This window comes from Affinundibacterium baiyunense (genome assembly GCF_018139645.1).
GTDB classification, from domain to species: Bacteria; Pseudomonadota; Gammaproteobacteria; order Burkholderiales; family Burkholderiaceae_D; genus Undibacterium; species Undibacterium baiyunense.
In genome coordinates this window covers 54,827-79,458 of the sequence record NZ_JAGSPM010000013.1, presented here as the reverse complement: position 1 = coordinate 79,458, position 24,632 = coordinate 54,827, and the positions used below count along the sequence as shown (strand labels likewise).

The following is a 24,632-nucleotide window of genomic DNA, read 5'->3' as shown; positions in this document are numbered from 1 at the left end:
GATGGTAACAGTTTCGGACGCACCAACATCGGGGTCAGTGATGGTGATGGACGCAAAAGGATTCAGTGTCGAGCCTTGATTGACTGTTTGTCCAGCTAATGCGCCACCAATAACTGGGGCGACGTTATTGCCTGTTACAGTGACCGCATTACTAAACAGATCTGCGATCACGACAGCAGAGGCAGCACCAGCATTCCAGTCTTCCAGCATGCCTATGTTATAGGTAGTGCTATCGGTGGAAGAAGTACCATCCTTGTTCAGCCTTAATGCCAATGCCGCCTTGTCATTGGCACTCATGGTCATCGTGAAACTGGTGTTGGAGGTGATATCGACGTTACTGGTATCGGTCAGCGTGTAGTTGAAGGCACCTTGACCCAAAAAGCGGACACGATTGGCAGTGATGTCATTGTTCGCACCAGTCAGTGACAGGAAGTTGTTGCCTGTCACGACCAATACGCCTGTCGCAACGTTATAAGTGGCAGAAGTGACGGTCGGTGCCACCACATTGGAGACGGTAACACCATTGCCAGTCAGATCGGCAATGGTAAGCGCTACGTCAGCACCGGCGTTCCAGTCTTCGGCAGCGATCAAGTTATAGGTGTTGGCACTGGTGGAACTAGTGCCATTCTTGTTCATGATCAGATTGGCACCGAGCCTGTCGGCAGCACTCAGAGTCAAGGTGAAGGAGGTAGCAGAGTTGATCTCGACATTGCTCGTGTTAGTCAGGGTATAGCTGGCACCGCCTTCACCTTGCAGACTGAATTTATTTGCGACGATGTCATTGTTAGCACCAGTCAGGCTGGCAAAGCCGGTACCTGTGACGGTCAGCACGCCGGTAATGGCATCATAGGTAGAGGAGGTGATGGTCGGAACCGGGACATTGGTGACCGTGATCGGCGAGCTTACATCAGCAATGTTGCCACCTGTGATGACGCTATTCCAATCATCGCTAGCGGCGAGATTGTAAGTGGTGCCATTGGTGGAGGTAGTGCCATTCTTGTTGAACAAGGCTTCGACAGCAGTTTGGTCAGCACCGGCGAGTGTGACGGCAAAGCTGGTCGCGGAGGTGATTTCGACGTTACCTGTGGTTGATAGTGTACGGGTTGCTCCACCTTCACCAGTGATAGTGAGGGTAGAGATGGTCACATCATTGGTGGCACCTAGCGTTTTAACCAAACCTGTACCTGTGACGGTCAGGATGTGCGTTGTGACATCGTAGGTCGCTGAAGTAATTGTTGGTGCAGTCACATTTGATACCGTGACGGCATTGCCTGTCAGATCGGCATTCGACGTGGTAGAGGCATTCCAGGAAGCAGCCGCAGCGAGGTTGAAGCTGGTGGTATCGACCGCAGATGTGCCATTTTTATTCAATAAGCCATTGATAGCCAGTTTATCGGCGGCATTTAAGGTGACAGAGAATGCCGTGGCACTACTTGCGGTGACGTTCGGGGAAGTCAAGGTATAAGAGCCTCCCGCCTCACCGATGAGACTCAGTTTGGAGACATCAATCGTATCGCCACTAAAGATATTGACGGCAGAGACGGATAGAATCCCTGTGGCAGCGTCATACGTTGCATTCAGAATATTCGGTGCCGCATTCGAGACAGTGATGGCATTGCCAGTCAGGTCAGCAATATTGCCGCCGGTAATGACGCTGTTCCAATCATCTGCAGCAGCAATATTATAGGCGGTGGCGCTAACAGCAGAGCTGGTGCCATTCTTATTCAACAGCGCGGAGACGCCACCGGTATCGGCACCCGATAGGGTAATGTTAAAGCTGGTGGCCGAGGTGATTTCAACATTGCCGGACGTGGACAGGGTGTAGGTCGCACCACCTTCACCGGTAATCGTCAATTTACTGATGGTGATGTCATTGGTGGCACCGAGGGTTCTGACCAGACCCGTGCCAGTGACAGTTAGCACATTGGTCGTACCGTCAAAGGTGGCAGCGCTAATGGTTGGTGCTGCGACATTCGATACCGTGATGCCATTGCCAGTCAAGTCAGCACTGCTGGTGCGGCTGGCATCCCATGAAGCGGCGGCAGCAAGGTTAAAGTTGGTGGTATCCACTGCAGAGCTACCGTTCTGATTTAAGATGCCGTTGATCGCCAGTTTGTCAGCGGCATTGAGGGTGACAGTGAACGTGGTGGCACTGGCAGCAGTGACATTAGGTGAAGTCAGGGTGTAGGAACCGCCTTGACCTGCGATTGATAGTTTGGAGACATCAATGGTGTCTCCAGTGACCATATTGGCACCAGTGACCACTAATGTACCGGTACTGGCATCATAGGTGGAGTTAACAATGGTAGGTGCAGCATTTGAGACTGTGATGCCATTACCGGTCAGGTCAGCGATATTGCCACTTGTGATGACGCTGTTCCAGTCATCGGCGGCAGCGAGGTTGTAAGTCGTGCTGCTGATGGAGGAGGTACCGTTCTTGTTCAACAGGTTATTGACGCCTGCAATATCTGCGCCAGAGAGTGTCAAACTGAAGCTGGTGGCAGAGGTGACTTCGACGTTGCTAGACGTGGACAGGGTATAGGTCGCACCGCCTTCACCGGTAATCGTTAGCTTGGAAATGGTGATGTCATTGTTGGCACCAATTGTTTTGACTAAACCTGTGCCTGTCACCACTAGGAGATTGGAAGAACCATCGAAAGTAGCCGAAGTGATAGTGGGCGTGACGACATTCGAGACAGTGATAGCGTTGCCAGACAGATCGGCAGAGGTGGTGCGGCTGGCATCCCATGAGGCAGCAGCAGCTAGGTTGAAGGTGGTAGTATCTACCGCAGAGCTACCATTTTTATTCAAGATGCCGTTGATGTTGAGCTGGTCAACAGCATTGAGCGTTACCGTAAAGGAGGTGGCACTGGCGGCAGTAACATTGGGGGAAGTCAGAGTGTAGGAACCGCCTTGACCTGCGATGGATAGCTTGGAGACGTCAATCGTATCGCCAGTGACCATATTGGCACCGGTAACCACTAAGGTGCCGGTACTGGCATCATAGGTTGAGCTAATAATGGTAGGTGCAGCGTTGGCGACAGTAATGCCATTACTCGTCAGATCAGAAATATCGCCACCAGTGATCACGCTATTCCAGTCATCGGCAGCTGCAATATTGTAGGTGGTTGCGCTTGCGGCCGAACTCGTGCCGTTTTTGTTGAGCAATGCGTTGACACCGGCAATGTCAGCTCCAGTCAGGGTGAGGCTGAAGCTGGTAGCAGAAGTGATTTCAACATTGCCTGTAGTTGATAAGGTATAAGTCGAGCCACCGTCGCCAGTAATGGTCAATTTGGAAACTGTGATGTCATTATTAGCGCCTATGGTTTTGACCAGACCAGTGCCGGTTACTACCAATACATTGGAAGAGCCATCATAGGTTGCCGAAGTAATGGTTGGCGCTACAACATTTGTAACAGTAACGGCGTTGCCCGTCAGATCGGCTGAGGTTGTGACGGTAGTGTCCCAATTCGCAGCCGCTTCCAAGTTAAATGTAGTCGTATCTACCGCATTGGTGCCGTTATTGTTCAGCACGCCATTGACTGCGATTTTATCTGCAGCACCCAAGCTTACTGAAAAACTTGTCGCACTGCTTGCTGTGACATTTGCAGTTGCCGCTGTCAAAGTATAAGAGCCACCTTGGCCAGTGAGCGTCAATTTGGTCACGTCAATCGCATCACCACTGGCCATATTGGTACCAGTAACCGTCAAAATACCTGTGCCAGCATCGTAAGTTGCCGAAGTAATTGTTGGAGATACTACATTTGATACGGTAATTCCATTACCTGTCGTGTCGGCGATATTGAGCGCTGCATCAGTGCCGTTTGCCCAGTCATCCGCTGCTGCCAAGTTGTAAGTAGTGCCACCAACTGACTGCGTGCCATTGTTATTGAGCAAGGTACGCAAGCCTGCTTTATCGGTCGTAGAAAGCACAAGCGTAAAACTGGTGTCAGAAGTAATTTCTACGTTTGCTGTATCAGTCAATGCGTAAGTACTACCGCCTTGACCAGTCAGCGTGAACTTATTGGCGATAATATCGTTGCCTGCACCTGCTCGATGCGTAAATCCAGTACCGGTCACTACTAAAGTACCTGAACTGGCATCATAGGTGGCGGAAGTGACAGTGGGCGCCGCGACAGTAGCGGTTACACCGTTACCAGTTAGGTCTGCAACAACGACTGCCGCATCGGCACCTGCCGCCCAGTCTTCCGCCGCTGCAATATTGTAGGTTGTGCCACCGGTAGAACTTGTGCCACTCTTGTTGATAATTTGATTAACGCCAGATTTATCAGTCGCGCTTAGGACCAACGTAAATTGTGTATTGCTGGTAGTAGCGATATCGACATTACTGGTATCGGTCAGAGCATAGGTGCTGCCGCCTTCACCTGTAAATGTGAATTTATTAGCGACGATATCATTGTTAGCACCAGTCAACTGTAAGAAACCTGTGCCCGTAACAACGAGCGATCCAGTAGTCGCGTCATAGGTAGCAGAAGTGATGGTTGGTACAGGTACATTCACCACTGTCAGTGCACTAGTCGCGTCAGAGATGTCGCCACCGGTAATATCACTATTCCAACCGTCAAATGCAGCCAAATTATAGGTTGATCCGCTAGTCGAGCTAGTTCCATTTTTGTTGAGTAGACTATCAACAATAATTCTGTCATTGCCACTTAATTGGACTGCAAAAGTTGAGGCGTCGGTAATTTCAACATTGCTAGAAATGATCAATGTGCGCCCAGTTCCTCCTTCACCAACGATACGCAGTTGATTCACTGTAATATCATTATTCGCGCCTATGGTTCTTACCAGACCCGTGCCAGTCACAGACAGGATGCCTGTTGATGCGTCGTAGGATGCAGAGGTGATCGTTGGTGCGGTGACGTTGGATACGGTGACCCCATTGCCAGTCAAGTCAGCTGCTGCGGCAGCTGTTACATCCCAATTGGCCGCGGCCGCTAGATTGAAGGTAATACCACCCGTGGCCGAGCTAGTCCCACTTTTGTTTAAAACACCATTGACCGCGATTTTGTCAGCAGCACCGAGCGTTACTGTGAATGAGGTAGCGCTGCTAGTAGTAGGATTGCTAGTTGCCGCTGTTAGCGTGTAGGTACCGCCTTGCCCTGCCAAACTGAGTTTGGTGACATCGATGGTGCCACCGTTAGTCATATTAGCGCCGGTCACCACTAAAGTGCCGGAGTTGGCATCATAAGTTGCGCTCGTGATAGACGGTCCCCAATTTGAATCTGTTGTGCCAGAACCAGTGGTGACAAAGCTTTCGGTGCCAGCATTACTGCCGCTACCAGAGGTTCCACCAGTATTAGTACCTTGACTACCGCCACCTGCACCGCCAGCCCCATAATTATTTGACGTAGTTACTGAGGCATTTGAATAACTTAGCGATCCTTTGTTTAAGATACCGCCGACACCAATACCACCAGCGGCGCCATTAACGGCACTACCTCCAGTCATTCCATTACTTCCAGCGCCGCCGCCGCCAGCACCGAGGTTATTGGTGATAGAGCTCGATGCTATAAATACGGTAGCACCACTGGCAATGTAGATACCACCTGCCGCATCGCCGCCCCGACCAACAGCTGATGCCATTGATCCACCAGCTCCTGCACCACCTCCGCCGATGTAGCCAGTGGAAGCGCTACCGGCTCGTCCGCCATTTCCACCGCTAGAGAGTCCACTGGCGGCAGTGCCACCCGCCCCGGCGATAGTACTGCCGCCTTTACCCGTTTGAGCTGCCCCACCTACATAGGTTGTCTTGTAGCCGCCTCTCCCACCAGCGCCGCCGCCGCCAGCCAATCCTAAATATGCTGCATTGTAATTCCCACCTCTAGCTCCACCTTTACTGCTAAAGCCACCACCACCACCTCCACCGTAGCCGTAGCCAGAGCCCCCACCGTTACCGCCACCACCAGCGGCGACATTGGCAGTAATGCTTGAATTTTTGATGGTGACTGTACCGCCAGTAATACTGATACCAGCACCAAGCGCATCTTTACCATTCAAACTATCGTAATCACCACCATTCCCAGAAAGCAAACCGTGTTGAATAATCAAGCCGTCGAGTGTGACTGTACCAGTGGTGATAGAGAGTACGCGACTGGTGTAGTTCGCATCAATGGTGACATCTGCCGTGCCGTTGGCGTCACGATCACCTTGTATGGTGAGGTTCTTACTGATCTGTAATTGCCCAGTGCTCAAGGTAATACTCATATTGGCGTTGAAGGCAATCGTATCGCCGCTAGTCGCTGCCGCGATTTGATTGCGTAAACTACCTGCACCGCTATCGGCATTGGTTGTGACAGTAAGCGTTGCTAATGCATGTTCATAGCTAGCGATCGCGTCCTGTGAGAGCGCACTTTTCGCTTCGATGTTTCCGGTCGTAATCTCTAATTCCCAATCACCATTTAGACCAGTACGATTGTTTGATGCCGCGATATCGGCGCCTGTGAAATTGGCTAAGTCATTTACAAATTCAAGCCCATCTTCGCCAGCAGCAAGATCGCAAGAGTAAATCAAAATATCTCCATCAGGAGTTAATGCTTCGCCGATTTTTGCTAATGAGTCTTTGAAATTGCTAAGAGTCGCATTGTCGAGAAAACTCGAACCTAGCCACAATTGACTTTCAAATCCATGTGCGACCAACTGAATAGAGGCTACTTGTTTGCCAGACAGGTAATTTGCGATTTGCTGCAAACCATCGGTATTGTGATTGAGGATGATAACCTCGGTTCCGTTTGGAATATTTTTTAAGAGCGCTGCGGAATCCTTGACTCTACTATCAACAAAAATGACACTGGGTGAGCTCGGTGTGTTAGCTAAGATCTCGTTGCTTGTGATATTTGAGGCGAGCGCTTTCATCATCGCAATGTCATTAACTTTGAAATTGTTGTCATTTGATTTTGCATTTAGCGATTGATCTAAATTGAAATTGCTCATGATATTTGCGCCTTAATAATCGTTTGATGTCTTGCTAATGGTTCGTGCGTTTGCAGTGTATTTTTCTTTTACCTAGATGCTTCTTTGATAGAAATCACATTGGCACTACTATTGCCCGTGTCTTTCCAGAACGAGAGTGAGTCATATTTTTCAAATAAGTCAGGGGGCAAAATTGTCTTTCTATTCTCGAAGCTGACTTTTTTACGAACAGTATGTAAACCATGCATGCCAAGTGGCGCATCAAATTCTGGGGCGTCGTAATTTAAATTGTTGTAGTCATGCGCGAACTCAGGTTCGTCCAAGAATTGATAAATAAGTGGCATCACTTTTTGCGGTACTTGTGCGAGTAAGTCGTAGTCAATAATTAGTAATGAGCTAGCATGCTCGCCATAAAATGCCTCTTTTAAAGCCGTCCAAGGAAAGCCAACTAAACGATTAGCTTGCGCTAAAGTCTCAACTCGGCTGTAGACGGTATTACGTTCAACGTCATCATTAAATAATCGAGTTACCTCATAAGGATTAGCTCGATAACGTCGTTCTATACTGTCCATAATCCAAGCTACATTTCGAACGCAGGCCAAGACTTTGGAGCCAGGGAACTGATCCATCAATACAGGTAGGTTGCTGCACCACATCCTGTTTGTATCGAAAATCAATTCTTTATCTGATTGTTCCGCATAATAAGAATCAAAAATACCGCGGGTGAGACGTCGCCTTTGATTTGTATTGACTACCGAACCAAATTCACTCCCAGCGCCTAGTTGATTCAGCATGCCTTTCATCAGGCTTCCAACAGGGCTAGTCATGCCTGCATGAAAGCGTGGATTTTGTAGAAGCAGCGCCGCTAACAAAGTGGAGCCAGAACGTGGTAGTCCAGAAATAAAATGGTACTTGGTAGGTGACATAAAATTCTTAATCTTTCAAAAAAGCATAAAGTTGGTTGACAGCACTTGCTCGATCTATTTGAGATGTGTCGATTGTGCACTCGGCCTTCATTGGTGCTTCGTATGGTGCCGATATTCCGGTCAATTGGATTGCGGGGTTCGCTTTCGCTTTTGCATACAAGCCTTTGACGTCTCGTTGTTCACAGATATGTAAAGGCGTTGATATATAACATTCAATGAATTGATTTGCTCCAACAATATCTCTGGCTAAGTTTCTACCACTAGCACTTGGCGAAACCAGTGAAATGATCGCAAAAATACCATTTGCATTGAGTATCTTTGCCATTTCTGCGGCGCGTCGCCCTTGCTCCTCGCGTTCTGCCATACTAAATCCCAAGTCCTTTGACAGGCCTTGTCTTAATTCGTCGCCATCTAACACGCAAACCGGAAATTCTTGCTCGCGCAGTTTTGCAGCAAGCTCGTTTGCTAAAGTGGTTTTGCCCGCGCCCGAAAGCCCAGTCAACCACCAAGTTAAAGCGTATTTGTTTTGAGTACTGTTCAAAAGTCAAAGTCCTTACTGCAATACTTAATCATTATGCGCAGTGATTGCCATCACTAAAATATAGCAAAAACCATACCATTGCTTCACAGTAATTTGTCTTGCTACGTCGGTGAAAGTGTGAATGTCATTTACATGTAAGGTCTGGCTAATTGCACTAATTTACATGTTGAATACAATTTAATTAAATAAGACTTGATAGAAGCTTAGAGGTTCATTGTTGAGCGTAATAGGTCGATTCGCAGGTGCTTGCACCGGAGCAACCGACCAGAACTGGCGGCCGATGTCAGGGTGGTCGAAATAGTAATTATCTTGGGCAAGTATTGGACTAGCTGGTGCCGAAAATACCAGTAACATCGGCGTGCGATATTCGGCGGGTAATCCTGGTCGCGCTATCTCAGTTGCTTCAATCAGACGCAACTCGACCGTGCCAACTGAAGTGTGAACGATAAAGCTGCTATGTAATAAAGTTTGCGCCCGTGCAAAGCTGAGTGACATATTTTCTCCAATATTGATTATTCACGACCTTGGGTCGGTATGAGTTTAAACTGTGAAAAATACCTAATTTTTATGAAATCATAGCAAGTGATGTGCCATTCAACAACGCATACCAATTCGGCGTTCAAAGTTTGGGAATATTCTTTGCTTTACTTTTTTTAGCTGAATTCGTTTTATTTCTGTTCTGAGGTTGGTATCTTGATGCATTTAAAACCACCATTGAGTTGGCGACAAATTGAAGCTAGTGATCAGGATTTTTTAGATGCACTGTATCAAGATAGTCGGCCGGACTTGTTGGCGATGTTCCTACCTAAATTGGCGATGCAGCAGATGATTCGTATGCAGCAAATGAGTCAGACACAAGGAATAGCGCACAGCTATCCGAATGCTCTGCACAGACTTTTACTGTGGCAAGAAGATTCTGTGGGGCGTATCGTGTTTGCGCAGGATGAGTCGTCGATACGTCTTATCGACATCGCGATCAAGTCAGAATGGCAGGGCAAAGGTTACGCCACACAAGTGCTTGTTGGCTTGCAAGAATATGCTAGTAGTCATGGCAAAGCGATTAGTTTAGCGGTGCAATCTACTAATTTGCGGGCTTTTGCTGTCTATCAGCGGCTGGGTTTTGTTGTACAAAGTAGTGATGGTTTATTCGATCAAATGAATTGGCATCCTGCCGTTACGGTTTGAATTTACTGATTTGAATTGCTTAATCTTTGTGATTTAACTTCAATCTAAATGAATGTGCTTTTATGTCGAGTTGCCCATATCTAAAATTACCGTTTTCGTTTGATGTTACAAGGCTCAAGCACGATTTAGCTTTGGCGGTGCAATCGCCATGGATAAAACATTTCAATACACAAGCTTACGAGAAAGATTGGTCTTGTATTCCTTTACGTTCGGTTGGCGGAAGCATCGATCACATATTACCAATTGATAGTGCGGAATTTCAGGACACGGTTATCCTCGAACAATGCACTTACTTCAGAGAAGTGATCAAGCATTTTAAATGTGAGACAACCTCGATACGCCTAATGTCTCTAGAGGCTGGTGGCATCATTAAAGAACATGTAGATGCTGGTACTAGTCTAGAAGATGGCATTACGCGATTGCATATTCCCATTCAAACATCGCCTGAAGTAATTTTTATGATAGACCATCAGCCTGTACATTTTTCTGCTGGTGATACTTGGTATTTGAATGCAAGCTGCCTGCATGGCGTGCGCAATGATAGTCAACAAGCACGTATTCATTTGATGCTTGACTGTGTCAGTAATGCCTGGCTTGAACATGTCTTCAAACAAGCTGGTTGGGTGCCTCGACCTTTACCTCGCTATCCCGATCCTTCCATTCATGACGGCAATGTGTTCGAGATAATCGAACGTTTGCGTCTAGCTGGATTCCCTGCGGGCTTGGCATTGGCAGATGAGTTAGAGGCGATCGCACTTGATTCTAAATAAGCTTCCCACTAGCAACATATTAAGGCTGGCATATCAATTGCTTAGATAAAAATACTACTAAAATCGAATTTTTAAGTAGGCATTACTAAAAAAGTAAGTAATTATATGAATTTTAATTTTTAGGAATAGATGAATCTATCTGTTTTTCTAAAGTTAAAAAATAAAGTGGGCGCAATCGCGCTATCGTTCTTGCTGTATTTACACACGAAGGAGATATAAATGGATGCATTCATGGGTACCGTTCTGCCAGTCGCTTTTAATTACCCACCACGCGGTTGGATGTTTTGTAATGGACAGATTATTCCTATCGCACAAAATTCCGCGATGTTTGCTCTGTTGGGAACGATGTATGGAGGCGACGGCCAAACTACTTTCGGCCTGCCAGATCTGCGAGGCCGTACGATTGTAGGGTCGCAAGCGCAAGGTCCAGGCTTATCCAATGTTGTTCAAGGCGAAAAGGGTGGTACGAACAACACAACGGTGATTGCCAACGGCACAGTAAATATCACGCTAACTTTGGCTAATTTGCCAGCACATAATCATCCCGCTACGTTAGCCCTAGATGCCTTAAATGCGACGACACGCGTGACAGTTGGTACAGGGACAAATGGTGGGTTGCCAGCAGTTGCTAACAATGGTGGTCTGACCGCTACTGCGGGAGGTCAATCTGGTGCAGCAATTTATTTGCCAGCTGGTACAGCGCCAACGAGCCCTGTCGATCTGGGTGGCGTAACCACTACAGTAACTGGCAGTGGCACTGTAACTACCGGAAATACTGGAACGGGAACTCCTTTGGTTGCACCAGTAGTAACAAATGCGACGATTTCCAATATGCAACCTTACTTAGGTTTGAATTATATTATTGCGATGGAAGGTATTTTCCCGTCAAGGAACTAAATTAGCTTGAAATAGATGGGTCTGTAAACCGAGTAGGCTTTGAGTCTACTCGGTTTTTTTGCGCTTTTTCGGCGAGATTAAAAAACGACGAAGTGGTCTGCAAAAATCATAATTTTGTTTTCTGATCAGACTGAACTCGTGTAAATTCAAGCGTGTTTGTACGCATGAATTTCGTTGCTGTCGAATAGTTGATATTCGACAAGATAACGAGCTGCTTACATCTGAAGTTAGATTACATTTTGAGATTCTGTTTTCGACCACCAATAAAAATCTAATCGTGAATAAGCTGCCTATAACGCTCTTGAGTGCCATGTGTTGCTCTTCTGTGCAAGAGGCTCACGCTGATATTTTTCGTTGCACGACTGCGCAAGGCAAAGTTGTCACCTCAGATCGTCCGATTCCCGAGTGTATTAGCCGTGGTATGAAAGTGTATTCAGACGCAGGTCGTTTTAAAAGGAATATTCTGCCGCCCTTAAGTGCCGAAGAAAAACAGAAAATTGCGCAAGAACAAGAACAAAAGCAAAAGCAACAAGCCGCTGAAGAAGAGCGCAAGCGCGAGGAGCGTTATTTGTTAGCGCACTATCAAAGCGAAGCAGATGTTGAGTCAGCACGTAAGCGTGCGGTTGATGTTCTGCAGGATAAAAAACGCTTGGCGAATGAGCAGTTGGAGACTTTTAATCAGGTGCTGCTTGGTTTGCAGGCGGAATTAAAGACCTCGAAAAAAACTACGCAAGAATTTGAATCGATTCAAAGACGTGCCGATGATCTATCGAACAATGTTTTAAGTACACGTAAATCAATCGCGTTCTACGATCAGGGAATACAAAGAACGAATCGTGAATACGATGACACGCTAAAGCGATTTCGTGAAGTGGTCAGCAGAACGCGCCGCTAAGTCGTGGCGTTATGATTTCTGCTTTCCACTAATCAGTTATCAGTCGTAAGTGCAATGCTTACTGTTGAAATCCTTCGCAACAAATTTGGCTTGAAGTTCTCGAACGATAGTCTTCAATAAATTCATCAAAACTACCAGTCTGGTTTGCTTCCATGGCTGTTTGTTCTGCAATTGAGTCAGCCGCCAATTTTTCAAAAAATGCGGTTTGCTTTTCATCTGGCGGATTAGCTTTGAAGTGCTGCGCAAAATGTAAACTCTGCGCCAGTGCAAATTGCGCAAACGAGTTTTGATGTTCGGATATCGCTTTCAGAACGCGAGCAGACGGAGTTAATTCCGGATCAGCCAGTTTAGCAAATTGCAGTGCCAAACTATCCTGATGTTCCGTTGATTGTGTTTGCTGATCTAACAGTAAAGCTAGTGGTTTTATTTTTGACAGAAGCTCTTCGCCCCAGGCTTTTAAAGAAATCGGCTTCCCTTGATTCTGTAAATTAAGATTGGGCTTGCGGCCGTACTTAACCGTGAGTGCAAAGTTATCGAGATTTTCTTGGCCTTCTGCTTGATTGCTTAATGGACTTTCGTCGAGGGCACAGAAAAGTAAGAAGGCATCTAAGAAACGTGAGGTCGATAAATTAATTCCTAAAGCTTCAAATGGATCAACGTCCATACAACGGACTTCAATATATTGCACACCACGAGCGCATAGCGCTTCAACCGGACGTTCGCCAGTTTTGATCACACGTTTTGGGCGTATGGTCGCGTAGAATTCATTCTCGATTTGCAGCACATTGCTATTAATTTGCATCCACTCGCCATCTTTCTTGATGCCCAACTCAGCGTAAGGAGGATGCGGTTTTCGAACCGCCAGCGATAGACTGCGCATGTAGTCTAATAGCGTGTTGTAAGGTGGCACCAATCCATCTTGGACGTTATTCTGATAGCCTAGATCGCTCATGCGTAGACTTGTCGCATAAGGCAGATACAGAGTGTCGTCCGACAAACTTTCTAGATTGTGTTGGCGACCACGTAAAAAACTCTTGGAAAGTGCCGGCGACGCGCCAAACAAATACATGAGCAACCAACTATATCGATGGAAATTACGAATTAAAGCGATGTAACTTTCAGATTGATAATCTTGGTGTTTACGCTTGTCACCTTCTGCTTGCGCAATCAATTTCCATAGATTCTCGGACAGCGAATAGTTGTAATGGATACCAGCAATGCACTGCATACTTTTGCCATAACGTAGTGCTAAACCGCGTCGATAAACATGCTTGATCATGCCAATATGTGAGGTGCCATACCAAGCGATTGGAATTTCTGCTTCAGTGGGTAACTCGCAAGGGATCGAGTTATTCCATAGCATCTCATTGTTAAATTGGGTGTAGCTGAAGCGATGTATCGCATCGAGCTTGTCGAGCGCAATGGAAATATCTTGTTCGGCTGGTGTAATAAATTCAAGTAGCGATTCTGAATAATCCGTTGTGATCAGCGGATTGGTTAATGCTGAGCCCAGTCCAATTGGGTGTGGGGTAAGCATCAATTGCCCTTGCGCATTCACGCGCAAGGTTTCGCGTTCGATCCCGCGTAAGCCTTGCTGTAGTAGTGGCAAGTTCGCAGGCGTATTAATCAGTTGTAGGCGTTGTTCAAGTAAGTTGCGGGTAGGGCTGTTCAAGTTAAGCATCCTTTGCTTGTGTTATACCGGAGGCGCACAATGATCGACCAGATAAAGTTTGTATAGGATAGCCGAAATTTGGAAAGCGCATATTCTCACGCATTTTTTTGCTGGTCTTCGATATTGCAAGTGATCGTTGATCTGGCGCAAGAAAGTGCGCATGATTGCGCCCAACTTTGCCATTTAAAAGTTGCTGCTTGATGACAGTGGGTTTGCTTGCTAAGCATATTATTGATCGCAAATGATGAATTTCATCTTGCTATGGATTAGAAAGCTGCGCAGTTTTATTGCTCACAGGGCGTACCAACTAGTTTAAGATCTCGGTTTTGTGAAAAAGCTGAAATAGCAGGAATGGAATGTTGAATGAATAATGTATGTGGTTTGGATTTTGGTACATCAAATTCAACAGTAGGTTTTCACGACGGCAATCAGGTGCGACTGTTAAATTTAGAAGAGCAAAAGCCAACTTTGCCGTCCGTGATTTTCTTTAATGCCGATTTAGATGAAGTGGCTTATGGTCGCGCTGCTTTAACTGCCTATTTAGATGGCTATGAAGGCCGCCTGATGCGGTCGATGAAAAGTCTTTTAGGCACTTCGCTGATTGATGGATACACCGAAGTGCAAGGGCGTCAATTGAGCTACAAACAATTGTTGACTCAGTACATCACTGAGTTGAAGCGACGTGCTGAAAATTCTGCGCAACAAAAAATCGAACAGGCAGTTTTCGGCCGCCCAGTTTTCTTTATCGATGACAACCCTAGTGCGGACAAAAAAGCAGAAAACACCTTAAGTGAAATCGCAATTGCCGCTGGCTTCAAAGAAGTCGCCTTTCAATACGAACCGATTGCAGCGGCATTGGATTATGAGTCGCGTATTGAGCAAGAAGAATTGGTTTTGGTGGTTGATATCGGTGGTGGTACTGCTGATTTTTCTGTGATTCGTTTGTCGCCAGAGCGCCGTCAACAAATAGATCGGCAAGCCGATATTTTAAGTAATACAGGCGTGCATATCGGTGGAACTGATTTTGATAAATACCTGAGTTTGCAACAGCTGATGCCTCTGCTGGGGATGGGAGGTCGCTTAAACAATGGTATCGAAATGCCTTCCGCAAATTATTTTAACTTGGCAACTTGGCATACCATTAACTTGGTGTACTCGCAGAAAGTGGTGCGCGAAACTCAAGACATTTGTCGCGATATCAGTGATCCTGAGCTGCGCTATCGATGCGCCTGTTTTTTGCAATTAATTGAACAAAGAGATGGTCATTGGCTCGCCTTAAAAGCGGAAGAGGCAAAAATCCGTTTAAGTGATGCAGAAATGGTACAACTAGAATTGGAGCGATTGCATAGTCGAGAAGATCGTTCACGACAGCATTCTTTATCACTAGATCGCACCCAATTAGATGCCGCGATTGCGCCCTTGTTTTCACAATTGAATCAGACAATTGCTAATGCGATTCAAAATGCAGGCGTTGCAGCATCACGCATTGATACTGTGTTTTTTACTGGAGGTGCAAGTGGTGTGCGCGGATTGCGGCGCGATTTGCAACAACTCTTGCCGAATGCGAAATTAGTGCAAGGTGATGTGTTTGGTAGCATCGGCGCAGGTCTCGCTTGGGATGCCACAAGACGCTTTGCATAGAAGCGTGAATCAGAGGCCAGGATTATGCTTGCTGTCTCTTGTCATCTGTTTAATTTGATATGAAGACTGTTGTAAAGTTGCTCTGAATTTGTTGTTGCACGGAAAGGTGGTTGCGATATACTGAATGCACTTTGTTAGTGTGAGTTTCCCTACGGCGGAGGCAGCATGTCAGAACACTTGGATGATGATGAGATACTCATTGAAGAAGACCTTGAGACCGAGGTTTTGGCAAATATCTCACAACGTACTTGGAAGATCGCAATTGTCGATGACGATGAAGATGTTCATCGGGCGACAGAATTCTCTTTGCTGGACGTCAAAATTCTCAATCGACGTCTAGAGTTTATTCATACCTACTCCAAAGCAGAAACGCATGAGCGTTTCGCAGTCGAATCCGATATCGCAGTGGTATTGCTGGATGTTGTAATGGAAACCGAGCACGCCGGTTTAGACCTGGTGTGCTTTATTCGCGATGAATTAAAGTGGCTAGACACTCGCATCATCTTGCGTACAGGGCAACCAGGTTATGCTCCTGAAGAAGACGCGATTCGTGACTACGATATCAACGACTACAAGACTAAAAACGAACTCACACGAAAAAAATTATTAACAGCTTTAACAGCCGCGATTCGTTCATATGATCAATTGCGCACCATCGAAGCCAGTCGTCGCGGCTTACATCAAATTATCACCTCCAGTTCGGCTTTCTCGATGCAGGATGGGATCGAGGGATTTGCCTCTGGTGTGATCACCCAAATTGCCGCCTTGTGTGGTGTGCCATCCGAAGGATTGTTATGCGCGCAGTGTGATGAGGCACTACAGTTTGATAATAGTTTGCGTTATAGCGTCATCGCCTCAGCTGGACATTATCGCAATCTGATGAATCGGCCTATCGATGAAATCGATAATCCCGTGATTAGAGATTCCTTACGCCGCGCCTTGTCTGAACGCACCTCATTGTTCGAAGAGCATAATATGACCTTGTATTTCTCTGGACGAGGAAAACGAGCGATCGCGGCATTCATTGAATTACCTTACGCCTTGTCTTCAATTGATCAACAATTATTAGAGATCTTTTGCTTCAACTTAGGCGTATGTTTAGATAATCTTGGCTTAGTCAGTCAATTAAAAAATTACGCATTCCGCGATCAATTATTGATGTTGCCGAATCGTCTGCGATTTATTGAGCAAATCGATCATTCGATTGAGCAAAGAACACCGGAGCAGATGGTGGTATTGATTGATATCGATGATTTTGCTGAGATCAACGATGTACTTGGCCATCGTTATGGCGATCTTTTATTACGAGCGGTCGCCACACGATTACAAAATGCAATAGGCGCGCAAGCTTTCTTGGCGCGTATTGGTGGCGATGTGTTTGGCTTGCTGGGGAATACACGTGTACTACAACCTGCCGATTTACAAAAATTATTTGTTGATCCTTTCATTATTGATGACACCTCGCATGCGGTATCGATGTCAATGGGCTTGGTCGCCTTAGATTCATACACACAATCCGGTGCCGATGTATTAAAAGATGCCAGCATTGCGCTCAAGCGCACCAAAGGCTATCAACGTGGCTCTTACACTTTGTTCACGCGAGAGATGGGGGTAGAGATTCGTGAGCGTGCAATGCTCATGCAGCATCTACATAAAGCATTTGATGCGGAGCGCTTGTATTTGATGTATCAACCGCAGATTGATCTACACAGTCGTCGCGTCTTGGGTTTCGAAGCTTTACTGCGCTGGCGTACGGACGATGGTCAAATGATTCCACCGACCGATTTTATTCCTTTGGCAGAGCACTCCGGTTTGATTATCAGTTTAGGCGCATGGGTAATGCGTACCGCATGTTTTACGATGGTGCAATTACTGGAAAAGGGTTTTCAATTAGATCGCATCGCAGTCAATGTGTCGGTGATTCAATTTCGACAGCCGGATTTCTTTGAACTAGTTGAAAATGCTTTGCGCGATAGTGGCTTGGCACCACATTATTTGGAATTGGAAATCACCGAATCAGTGACGATGAATGGCGCTGGATTGTTTGAAGATGCGTTAGCGCGCTTGAAAAATATGGGCGTGCAAATTGCGATTGATGACTTTGGAACTGGCTTTTCATCTTTGAGTTATCTCGATAAATTGCCCGTTGATCGACTGAAAATTGATCGCGCGTTTGTCGCCCAAATTGATACCGAAGGTGGACCGCGTATCGCTGAACTTATTACGCAGTTAGGTAAAAAACTGGGATTGAAAATTATCGCGGAAGGTATCGAAACAGAATTGCACTGGGAGGTATTAAATCGATTAGGTTGCGATGAAGGGCAGGGATTTTTAGTTGCCCGCCCTATGCTAGAGAGTGCAATCGAACCTTGGTTACGTGAGTGGAAATAGTGCTGTAGATGCGTCATGCATACTACACCACACAAGCAACCTATTTCTTTGCTGCGCGATATTGATGATATCCCTTCGCTCGCAAATCGCATGCGGGACAAGTTCCGCAACCATGACCCCAATCATGCATTTGGCCGCGCTCACCTAAATAGCAAGTATGCGTATCGTGACGAATCAATTCAATTAACTTCTCTCCACCTAAGCTCTCAGCCAAGCGCCATGATTCGGCTTTGTCGATCCACATCAATGGTGTTTCAATTGTTAAGCGACTCGCCATGCCAAGATTTAATGCGACTTGCAAGGCTTTTAAGCTATCGTCGCGGCAGTCAGGGTAACCAGAAAAATCAGTTTCGCACATGCCACCAACCAATACTCCCAACTGCCGACGGTAGGCGAGTGTCGCAGCAACCATCATAAACATCAGATTGCGTCCAGGTACAAAGGTATTTGGCAAGCCATTTTCTTGCATTTGAATTGCAATATTCTCTGTCATAGCTGTCGACGATAATTGAGAAATGAGTGATAGATCGATCATGTGATCTTCACCTAATTTTTGATCCCAATCGGTCGACAATCCACGCATTTTTTGCAAAAGCTGTGGACGCATCGTTAGTTCAATCGCATGTCTTTGGCCGTAGTCAAATCCAATTGTTTCTACACGTTGATAGCGACTCAGCGCCCATGCCAAGCAGGTGCTTGAGTCTTGTCCGCCACTGAATAAAACTAGTGCACTTTGTTTTTCAATAGTCATTGTGTTTATCGCTAAAAATTTTGTTTGATTTTTGTTTAATTTTTGATTGAGATAATTTTTTGTTCTAACACATCGCCATTATGATCTTGGTAGCGAATTTGAACTGGATAAAACCCCATATCAAGTGCTAGCCATAGTTCAATACGTTGGCCTTGGGCATCACTAGGTGGGGCTTTTATAATGTGCATGACATTAAGCTCGCCCAGTGCGGTACGAATTTTGGTAAAGTCACTGAACTTGAAAGTCCATGGATCGGCATCGCGCGAACCCGCGACGAACATCTTCCATTCTTGCTCAAGCTTAGTCTGTGCTCCGGTTTTTTGTACAAGTCCAACTAATTGCCAAGTCGCGCTTAAACGATCTTGTTCGCCGCCATGAATTGGATATTGTAAATCCGATTCAGAGAATCGGATGATTTTCTGTTCACGATCGAAATAGGTGTTGACCTCTGCGCGGCGAAATCGTTTTTCTTGAAATTGCTCTGGTGCCAAGCCAAATTCTTGAATACTACCTTTGCTACTACTGACCAAAATTTTCCCAAAAATCGCTACTTTGGTCTCCGAGTTTACACGATACAGTTTGGTTTGATCATCACGTTTGCTCACTTGCCATTGCACTTTTGCTTCGCCACTGACAGGAACACCTTTTTGCGTTGACTTCAAGCTATACAATAACTCGGCGGAAGGCGGGAATGTCAGCTGTTCAGCATGCGATGTGATCTTAGTAAAAAACAAAAGACTGTAAATAATGACGGAAAAAATTTTCTTAGCAAACATGTCGATTAGTTTTCATAGCGAATATTTTGTTTGATTGAAGTAACCACCTGATTGGTGATGGTGCCATTACTTTCTGTATTGCGAATTTGTACTGGATACCAACCTAGGCTAGGTGCCAGCCAGATATCTAATTGCGAGTTGTAAAAGCCGGGCTTTGGCGGTCTTGTAATATGGACGGTCGTTAGTTTTCCTGTTTCTGGTTCGAGCTTACTGTCAATTTCTTCTTCTCCAATTACTCGAAACAAAAATGGTGTTGCATCGCGTCCTTCCGCTACTTGGATAGAGAATTCTCGTCCCACCTCAAGTTGACTTTTGTTCGCAGCTCCAATAGCGGCTAGCTGCATTAAAATGCTCGCGGCATCTTGCGCACCATTTTCCATTGGAATACTTTTATTGGAAGATGAAAAACTGATGACTTTATCTTTGTGATTAAAGTGAATGGCTGTCGCCGCACGCGTCCTGCGGATGTCATGACTTACTACTGGCATTAAGCCGTAGATATCGCTATAACCTTCGCTAGTGATCGTCATCAAATTGAGTTTAGTAATTAATAAATTGATGCCAACCTCGATCGAAATTTTGTATTTCTCTATATCTCTTTCCCACGTCAGAGTAGCAACGCCAGTGGTCGGGCTGTCGTTGACTTTGGCGTAAGAAACTTCCATCTGTAATTCTGCAGGTGGTGGGAACTTGAATGAAAATTCTGGCATCGCTGCACCATCACTTGGATTCGCAGTGGATTCAGCAATTACTGGTGTTTCAGTAGTCGTATTGTTTGTTTCGGTCGTACTCGATTCTTGCTGAGGTGGCTCGGGCTTCGTATCTGTTTGTTGGTCTAAACTTGGGACTTCTTTTTTTGTGACTGGTGCTGTTGTCGTGACACTTGTTTTTGCTTTTTCTACGCTTGGTGGCGCGTTTGGCGCTGGTGCGTCTTCAATTGTTTCTGGTCGCAAATAGACGCTGACACTTGCTGGAATATCAGATTCAGACGATGCAGGTGAAACTTTCCAAGAGGCTGACTCGAATAAGAAAATATGCAGTAAGATGGTCGTCAACAAAAAGAGCCAAGTACTGGGTTTGCTCAGTTGTTGCTTAAAAGGGAATGGGAATAAATTCTTGCTCATGTCCGTAGTGTAAACCTTCTTGCTTTATCTTGCGACAAGGCGGGTTCATGTTTAGTATCTCTCAAGCTTAGAAATTCAATTTGGTCTGATAGTGGAGGGCGGCAGGGTAATTTCTCCTCGCCCCCGATTTCACGTTCATTATAGGAGTTGTAGCTATGCAAAATCCCTTTCAACAAACGACAAGTGGCAACATGCACGACCCATTAGCATTTGTGAAAAAACTTTGGGGTGATATGCAACTACCAGGTATGGTAACGCCAACGCTGTCGGTTGATGAGTTAGATAAGCAAATTAAGGATTTAAAAACAGTCGAGTCTTGGTTAACTGTTAACATGAATATGCTAAAAGGCACAATCCAAGCCTTAGAGGTGCAGCGCGCAACGATAGCCGCACTGAAGACGATGGGAGAAAGTTTTGCGCAGGCTGGAAATGGAACCAGTGCTACACCTGAATCTAATCATGCGAATAATGCCGCAGTGGATGAGCAGCTCAAGCAAGCTTGGCCTATGCATGCAAGTAAGACGACTAGTTCGTCTTTTAATCCTTCTGGATCGACAGCGCCAATACCAGAACCTAGCGTCGAAGAAAATGAAGAGGAAGAATTTGATATTGAAGACGAAGGCGCCACTAATTCTAGCGAGACTATAGAAGCTGTAGAGGCAAGTGCAGACTCGCCAGTAAGTAATGAGGCCAAACCATCCACCGAGAACTTAAGTTCTGGTTTTCACAATCCAGCTGCATGGTGGACTGTGTTGCAAGATCAATTCAAGCAAGCTTTGACGCACGCAATGAAAAATGAAGACGTTTCTCCGGCGCGGTCTAGTCGCGAAAAAGCCGATAAGACGAACGCAAAAGTGAAAAAAACGACCACCAAGGCAGCGCCAACAAAGTCGCCGGCCGCAAGGGCTACTACGAAAAAAACTGTAACTTCGAGCCCTAAAAAAACGCCAATAAAAACGCCAATAAAAACGCAGAGCAGAGCAACGACCAAGTCGAGTTCGCAATCCAAGGCGCGCCCAGTAGCCAATGCCAAAGCTAAGGCTGCTCCGAAAGTCGCTTCAAAAATAGTCTCTAAAGCGGCAGTCAAGAAGATTTAAGTATTGCGCAAGCTGTGTGATGTCAGCCTACGCAAATCTTTACAGGCTGCTGATCAAACATCGATCAGCAGCCAAGCTTTAATATCTAAACTGAATGCCCACGCTTAATTTCCAAGCGCTTTTTCAATTGCCGCAACCAAGCCCTTGTTCTCAGGCGTTGTTGTGCTGGCGTAAGCAGCCAAGACTTTGCCGTTACGGTCGATTAAATACTTATAGAAATTCCATTTTGGCGTGGTGTTAGTTGCTTTGATGAGTTGTGCATAAAATGGATTAACATCGTCACCGCGTACTGAAGATTTCGCAAACATAGGAAACTTTACGCCGTAAGTATTAAAGCAGAAATCCGCAATTTCTTTACTCGTTCCGGGTTCTTGTTTGCCGAAATCATTCGATGGAAAGCCAAGCACAACCAACCCACGAGATTGGTATTTGGCATACAGAGCTTCTAATCCCTCGTATTGCTTAGTAAAACCGCAGTAGCTGGCAGTATTAACAACCAATGCAACTTTCCCTTTGAACTGGCACAAATTTTGTGGCGCATCGTCTTGCAAGCGATTGAAGCTATGTTGCAAAATCTCTGGACAGCTATCTGTTTGTGCCTGAGCGAGGCCAGACATACTAAAAAATAATGCACCGATGAGGACTAGCTTGGATGTGATAGACATAGAGGCTCCTAAAATGTAATTTTGGTATTCTTAATTGGGGTATGTGTTTGCGTCACAGCATGGTAAATCACGTGTACCAATCTCAATTTGATGGAGCATCTTAACGCAATTTTTTTTGTTCTGCTGACAGCGGTAGTTCGCCGTAAAAAGTGGCGCTTCGTTGCCAAGAGTTGCTAATAGTTGCGGAGAGTTGCCGAGAATGGTGCAGCCAGTTACAGTGTGAACAATTTTTATTGATCCAATTTCGTGTTTCTTAAAGAAGCACCTCTAAAATGGTTTTGACCTAACCAACAAGAATTAAATCACTATGCCAAGTTTTGAAAATAAAATATGCGAGGTTTCGCAGTTAGTCAGTAGAGTGCAGCAATTGCCTCATCCGGTGGTCATGACAAATGGGGTTTTTGATTTATTGCATCGTGGCCATGTCACTTATTTGGCGCAAGCAAGAGCGATGGGCGCATCGTTGATTGTGGCAGTGAACACTGATGCCTCGGTAAAGCGTTTGGGCAAAGGTGATGATCGGCCTATCAACACTTGCGAAGATAGAATGGCGGTACTGGCAGCGCTCGCGTCGGTTGATTTAGTGGTCGCTTTTGATGGTGATACGGCACTTGAAGCGGTCACACTTGTGCATCCCGACATTTATGTGAAGGGTGGCGACTACGATATGCATTCAATCCCTGAAGGTAAGGCAGTGATAGCTTATGGTGGTCAAGTGGCGGCAATTCAATTTGAACATGACAGATCGACGACCAAGACTTTGCAAAAGATGCGGAGTCAAACTTAAGCTCGAGCGTTTTTTCACTCGACTTCTAGGAAAGTTAATTCCAAGAAGTCTACTTTTTCCCGTAGGTTTCAATTAGGCCAGCTATTGCGTCAAGCGCCACGACTTTGTCGACCGCTCCCAGTTTTACTGCCTCTTTCGGCATACCATAGACGATACAGGTCTTCTCATCTTGCGCGATTGTTTCAGCACCTGCATCGTGCATATCTCGCATACCTAATGCGCCATCGTCACCCATGCCAGTCATGATAATCCCCAGTGCATTTTTGCCTGCACATTTAGCGACGGAGCGAAACAAGACATCGACCGAAGGACGGTGACGGTTCACTGGTGGCGCATCGATAATTTCAACATGATACTGTGCACCGCTGCGTTTGACTTGCATGTGACGACCACCTGGCGCGACCAGCGCGCGACCTGGGATAACACGATCCCCATTTTTGGCTTCCAACACTTCCATTGCGCATAGTTTATTGAGACGATCGGCAAATGCTTCGGTAAATTTCTCTGGCATATGCTGAACGATCACGATGCCAGGTGCGGTTCTTGATAATTTTCTTAATACTGTTTCCAGTGCTTGCGTGCCACCAGTCGAAGTACCAATCGCCACCAATTTATCCGTTGTAACCGCCATTGCGCTAGTTAAGCTTGCGTTTAGTGCTGGCATCACTTCGTCAATTTTGATTTTTGCTGGTGGGATAGATGCGGTGTTGGTGGATGCTAAATTGAGATTGCGAAAAGGGCGTAGATTCGCTCCAGCAGCAGCTTTAACCGCTTGCACGATGTCTCCAGCATCCATTTCTAAAAAGTTTTTTAGACCTGCTTTTGGCTTCGTGACAATCGCTACTGCTCCCGCTGCAAGCGCTTGTACCGATGTTGCTGCGCCCTTCTCAGTGAGTGTCGAGCAAATGATCACTGGTGTTGGACGTACCGTCATAATTTGTTTGAGAAAGGTAATGCCATCCATTCTTGGCATCTCCACATCAAGTACAACGACGTCGGGCCAATTGGAGTTCATTTTATCCATCGCAAAGATAGGATCGGGAGCTGAAGCAATTACCTCGATACTGCCATCTTTTGTGAGTAGGGCAGATAAAACTTGTCGCACAACGGCTGAATCATCGACCAGCATCACTTTAATTTTGGGTTTCATTATTCCATTGTCTTATCAACATGTTTGACCCAGACGTCTCCTGACCACAAGTCAAAAATAATATTTCTATGTCCGACACCGCCAAGGTGCTCGGACTTAATCTTAAAACCGTATTCTTGCAATAATTGGCGACCAATTTTCACATTTTGTTCAGATACGGAAAATACCCGCTGATCTTGTGCTGGAAATTGATCTCCACCGCCAAAAATCTTTACTTCATAGTCGTGTACAGATGTTTTCGATGCTTTGATTTGTTGTAGAAACAAGCGCATGACATCTTCTGCATATTTGCCATCGAGTCCGATATTGTGAGGATTGCGTTTATTTTTGGGGAGCATGTAGTGACACATACCGCCGATTCGTTTAATGGGGTGCCACATGGTAATCGATACACATGAGCCCAAAATGGTGCGGATTCTGGTTTCGTGATC

Annotated in this window: 19 protein-coding genes; 8 read left to right on the top strand and 11 right to left on the bottom strand. The window is 45.9% G+C overall.

Annotated features, from left to right (window positions below; all coding sequences use genetic code 11):
- The 4 genes from KDM92_RS16845 to KDM92_RS16830 all read right to left on the bottom strand — a co-directional run.
- A partial coding sequence (locus KDM92_RS16845; protein ID WP_212685573.1) for a DUF4347 domain-containing protein occupies positions 1-6,954 on the bottom strand: 6,954 nt, incomplete at its 3' end.
- A gap of 68 nt (positions 6,955-7,022) precedes the next feature.
- A complete protein-coding gene (locus tag KDM92_RS16840; RefSeq protein ID WP_212685572.1) occupies positions 7,023-7,859 on the bottom strand; it encodes a sulfotransferase in 837 nt (278 codons plus the stop codon).
- A gap of 7 nt (positions 7,860-7,866) precedes the next feature.
- Entirely contained in the window at positions 7,867-8,400 is a 534-nt protein-coding gene (gene cysC / locus KDM92_RS16835; RefSeq protein WP_212685571.1) for an adenylyl-sulfate kinase, read from the bottom strand.
- Positions 8,401-8,577: 177 nt separating this feature from the next.
- Positions 8,578-8,895, bottom strand: coding sequence for a DUF6916 family protein (locus KDM92_RS16830; RefSeq protein ID WP_212685570.1), 318 nt, complete (start codon positions 8,893-8,895; stop codon positions 8,578-8,580).
- 201 nt (positions 8,896-9,096) lie between these two features.
- On the opposite strand from KDM92_RS16830, the gene KDM92_RS16825 reads away from it, so the two are divergent.
- The 4 genes from KDM92_RS16825 (at position 9,097) to KDM92_RS16810 (ending at position 12,147) form a co-directional block, all read left to right on the top strand.
- Positions 9,097-9,585 carry a GNAT family N-acetyltransferase gene (locus KDM92_RS16825; protein WP_212685569.1) on the top strand — a complete coding sequence of 163 codons (489 nt, stop codon included), beginning with the start codon at positions 9,097-9,099 and terminating at the stop codon, positions 9,583-9,585.
- A gap of 62 nt (positions 9,586-9,647) precedes the next feature.
- Positions 9,648-10,355, top strand: coding sequence for an aspartyl/asparaginyl beta-hydroxylase domain-containing protein (locus tag KDM92_RS16820; protein WP_212685568.1), 708 nt, complete (start codon positions 9,648-9,650; stop codon positions 10,353-10,355).
- 219 nt (positions 10,356-10,574) lie between these two features.
- Positions 10,575-11,252 (top strand): phage tail protein, encoded by a 678-nt coding sequence (locus tag KDM92_RS16815; protein WP_212685567.1) that lies wholly within the window; start codon positions 10,575-10,577, stop codon positions 11,250-11,252.
- A gap of 277 nt (positions 11,253-11,529) precedes the next feature.
- A complete protein-coding gene (locus KDM92_RS16810) occupies positions 11,530-12,147 on the top strand; it encodes a DUF4124 domain-containing protein (RefSeq protein WP_212685566.1) in 618 nt (205 codons plus the stop codon).
- A gap of 58 nt (positions 12,148-12,205) precedes the next feature.
- Here the strand turns inward: KDM92_RS16810 and gshA are convergent, their stop codons facing one another.
- Positions 12,206-13,819: a glutamate--cysteine ligase gene (gshA, locus tag KDM92_RS16805; protein ID WP_230408402.1), complete on the bottom strand. Its 1,614-nt coding sequence runs from the start codon at positions 13,817-13,819 to the stop codon at positions 12,206-12,208.
- Positions 13,820-14,182: 363 nt separating this feature from the next.
- Here gshA and KDM92_RS16800 point away from each other — a divergent pair, with 363 nt between their 5' ends.
- A complete protein-coding gene (locus KDM92_RS16800; protein ID WP_212685564.1) occupies positions 14,183-15,460 on the top strand; it encodes an Hsp70 family protein in 1,278 nt (425 codons plus the stop codon).
- 165 nt (positions 15,461-15,625) lie between these two features.
- Complete coding sequence (locus KDM92_RS16795; RefSeq protein ID WP_212685563.1) at positions 15,626-17,851, top strand: bifunctional diguanylate cyclase/phosphodiesterase; 2,226 nt, start codon at positions 15,626-15,628, stop codon at positions 17,849-17,851.
- A gap of 40 nt (positions 17,852-17,891) precedes the next feature.
- On the opposite strand, the gene queC is transcribed toward KDM92_RS16795, so the two are convergent.
- Genes queC through KDM92_RS16780 form a run of 3 tightly spaced genes read right to left on the bottom strand, consistent with a single transcriptional unit; the run spans position 17,892 to position 20,502 of the window.
- Positions 17,892-18,602 (bottom strand): 7-cyano-7-deazaguanine synthase QueC, encoded by a 711-nt coding sequence (gene queC, locus KDM92_RS16790; RefSeq protein WP_189346320.1) that lies wholly within the window; start codon positions 18,600-18,602, stop codon positions 17,892-17,894.
- 35 nt (positions 18,603-18,637) lie between these two features.
- Positions 18,638-19,378: a DUF3108 domain-containing protein gene (locus tag KDM92_RS16785; protein WP_212685562.1), complete on the bottom strand. Its 741-nt coding sequence runs from the start codon at positions 19,376-19,378 to the stop codon at positions 18,638-18,640.
- A 5-nt stretch (positions 19,379-19,383) separates the two neighbouring features.
- Positions 19,384-20,502: a DUF3108 domain-containing protein gene (locus KDM92_RS16780; protein ID WP_212685561.1), complete on the bottom strand. Its 1,119-nt coding sequence runs from the start codon at positions 20,500-20,502 to the stop codon at positions 19,384-19,386.
- A gap of 155 nt (positions 20,503-20,657) precedes the next feature.
- Here KDM92_RS16780 and KDM92_RS16775 point away from each other — a divergent pair, with 155 nt between their 5' ends.
- A complete protein-coding gene (locus tag KDM92_RS16775) occupies positions 20,658-21,599 on the top strand; it encodes a PhaM family polyhydroxyalkanoate granule multifunctional regulatory protein (RefSeq protein WP_212685560.1) in 942 nt (313 codons plus the stop codon).
- Positions 21,600-21,703: 104 nt separating this feature from the next.
- On the opposite strand, the gene KDM92_RS16770 is transcribed toward KDM92_RS16775, so the two are convergent.
- Positions 21,704-22,216 carry a glutathione peroxidase gene (locus tag KDM92_RS16770; RefSeq protein ID WP_230408404.1) on the bottom strand — a complete coding sequence of 171 codons (513 nt, stop codon included), beginning with the start codon at positions 22,214-22,216 and terminating at the stop codon, positions 21,704-21,706.
- A gap of 355 nt (positions 22,217-22,571) precedes the next feature.
- Here KDM92_RS16770 and rfaE2 point away from each other — a divergent pair, with 355 nt between their 5' ends.
- Positions 22,572-23,051, top strand: coding sequence for a D-glycero-beta-D-manno-heptose 1-phosphate adenylyltransferase (gene rfaE2, locus KDM92_RS16765; protein WP_212685558.1), 480 nt, complete (start codon positions 22,572-22,574; stop codon positions 23,049-23,051).
- 49 nt (positions 23,052-23,100) lie between these two features.
- On the opposite strand, the gene KDM92_RS16760 is transcribed toward rfaE2, so the two are convergent.
- A complete protein-coding gene (locus KDM92_RS16760; protein ID WP_212685557.1) occupies positions 23,101-24,201 on the bottom strand; it encodes a protein-glutamate methylesterase/protein-glutamine glutaminase in 1,101 nt (366 codons plus the stop codon).
- Positions 24,201-24,581 (bottom strand): chemotaxis protein CheD, encoded by a 381-nt coding sequence (locus tag KDM92_RS16755; protein WP_230408401.1) that lies wholly within the window; start codon positions 24,579-24,581, stop codon positions 24,201-24,203. The genes KDM92_RS16760 and KDM92_RS16755 overlap by 1 nt, the downstream gene beginning before the upstream one ends.
- Positions 24,582-24,632 lie beyond the last annotated feature (51 nt).

What these genes read in the sequence shown, in the direction of transcription:
- KDM92_RS16840 (WP_212685572.1), bottom strand. Translation starts at nt 7,859, where the DNA reads ATGTCACCTACCAAGTACCATTTTATTTCTGGACTACCACGTTCTGGC.
- KDM92_RS16830 (WP_212685570.1), bottom strand. Translation starts at nt 8,895, where the DNA reads ATGTCACTCAGCTTTGCACGGGCGCAAACTTTATTACATAGCAGCTTT.
- KDM92_RS16825 (WP_212685569.1), top strand. Translation starts at nt 9,097, where the DNA reads ATGCATTTAAAACCACCATTGAGTTGGCGACAAATTGAAGCTAGTGAT.
- KDM92_RS16820 (WP_212685568.1), top strand. Translation starts at nt 9,648, where the DNA reads ATGTCGAGTTGCCCATATCTAAAATTACCGTTTTCGTTTGATGTTACA.
- KDM92_RS16815 (WP_212685567.1), top strand. Translation starts at nt 10,575, where the DNA reads ATGGATGCATTCATGGGTACCGTTCTGCCAGTCGCTTTTAATTACCCA.
- KDM92_RS16800 (WP_212685564.1), top strand. Translation starts at nt 14,183, where the DNA reads ATGAATAATGTATGTGGTTTGGATTTTGGTACATCAAATTCAACAGTA.
- KDM92_RS16795 (WP_212685563.1), top strand. Translation starts at nt 15,626, where the DNA reads ATGTCAGAACACTTGGATGATGATGAGATACTCATTGAAGAAGACCTT.
- queC (WP_189346320.1), bottom strand. Translation starts at nt 18,602, where the DNA reads ATGACTATTGAAAAACAAAGTGCACTAGTTTTATTCAGTGGCGGACAA.
- KDM92_RS16785 (WP_212685562.1), bottom strand. Translation starts at nt 19,378, where the DNA reads ATGTTTGCTAAGAAAATTTTTTCCGTCATTATTTACAGTCTTTTGTTT.
- KDM92_RS16780 (WP_212685561.1), bottom strand. Translation starts at nt 20,502, where the DNA reads ATGAGCAAGAATTTATTCCCATTCCCTTTTAAGCAACAACTGAGCAAA.
- KDM92_RS16775 (WP_212685560.1), top strand. Translation starts at nt 20,658, where the DNA reads ATGCAAAATCCCTTTCAACAAACGACAAGTGGCAACATGCACGACCCA.
- KDM92_RS16770 (WP_230408404.1), bottom strand. Translation starts at nt 22,216, where the DNA reads ATGTCTGGCCTCGCTCAGGCACAAACAGATAGCTGTCCAGAGATTTTG.
- rfaE2 (WP_212685558.1), top strand. Translation starts at nt 22,572, where the DNA reads ATGCCAAGTTTTGAAAATAAAATATGCGAGGTTTCGCAGTTAGTCAGT.
- KDM92_RS16760 (WP_212685557.1), bottom strand. Translation starts at nt 24,201, where the DNA reads ATGAAACCCAAAATTAAAGTGATGCTGGTCGATGATTCAGCCGTTGTG.
- KDM92_RS16755 (WP_230408401.1), bottom strand. Translation starts at nt 24,581, where the DNA reads ATGTGGCACCCCATTAAACGAATCGGCGGTATGTGTCACTACATGCTC.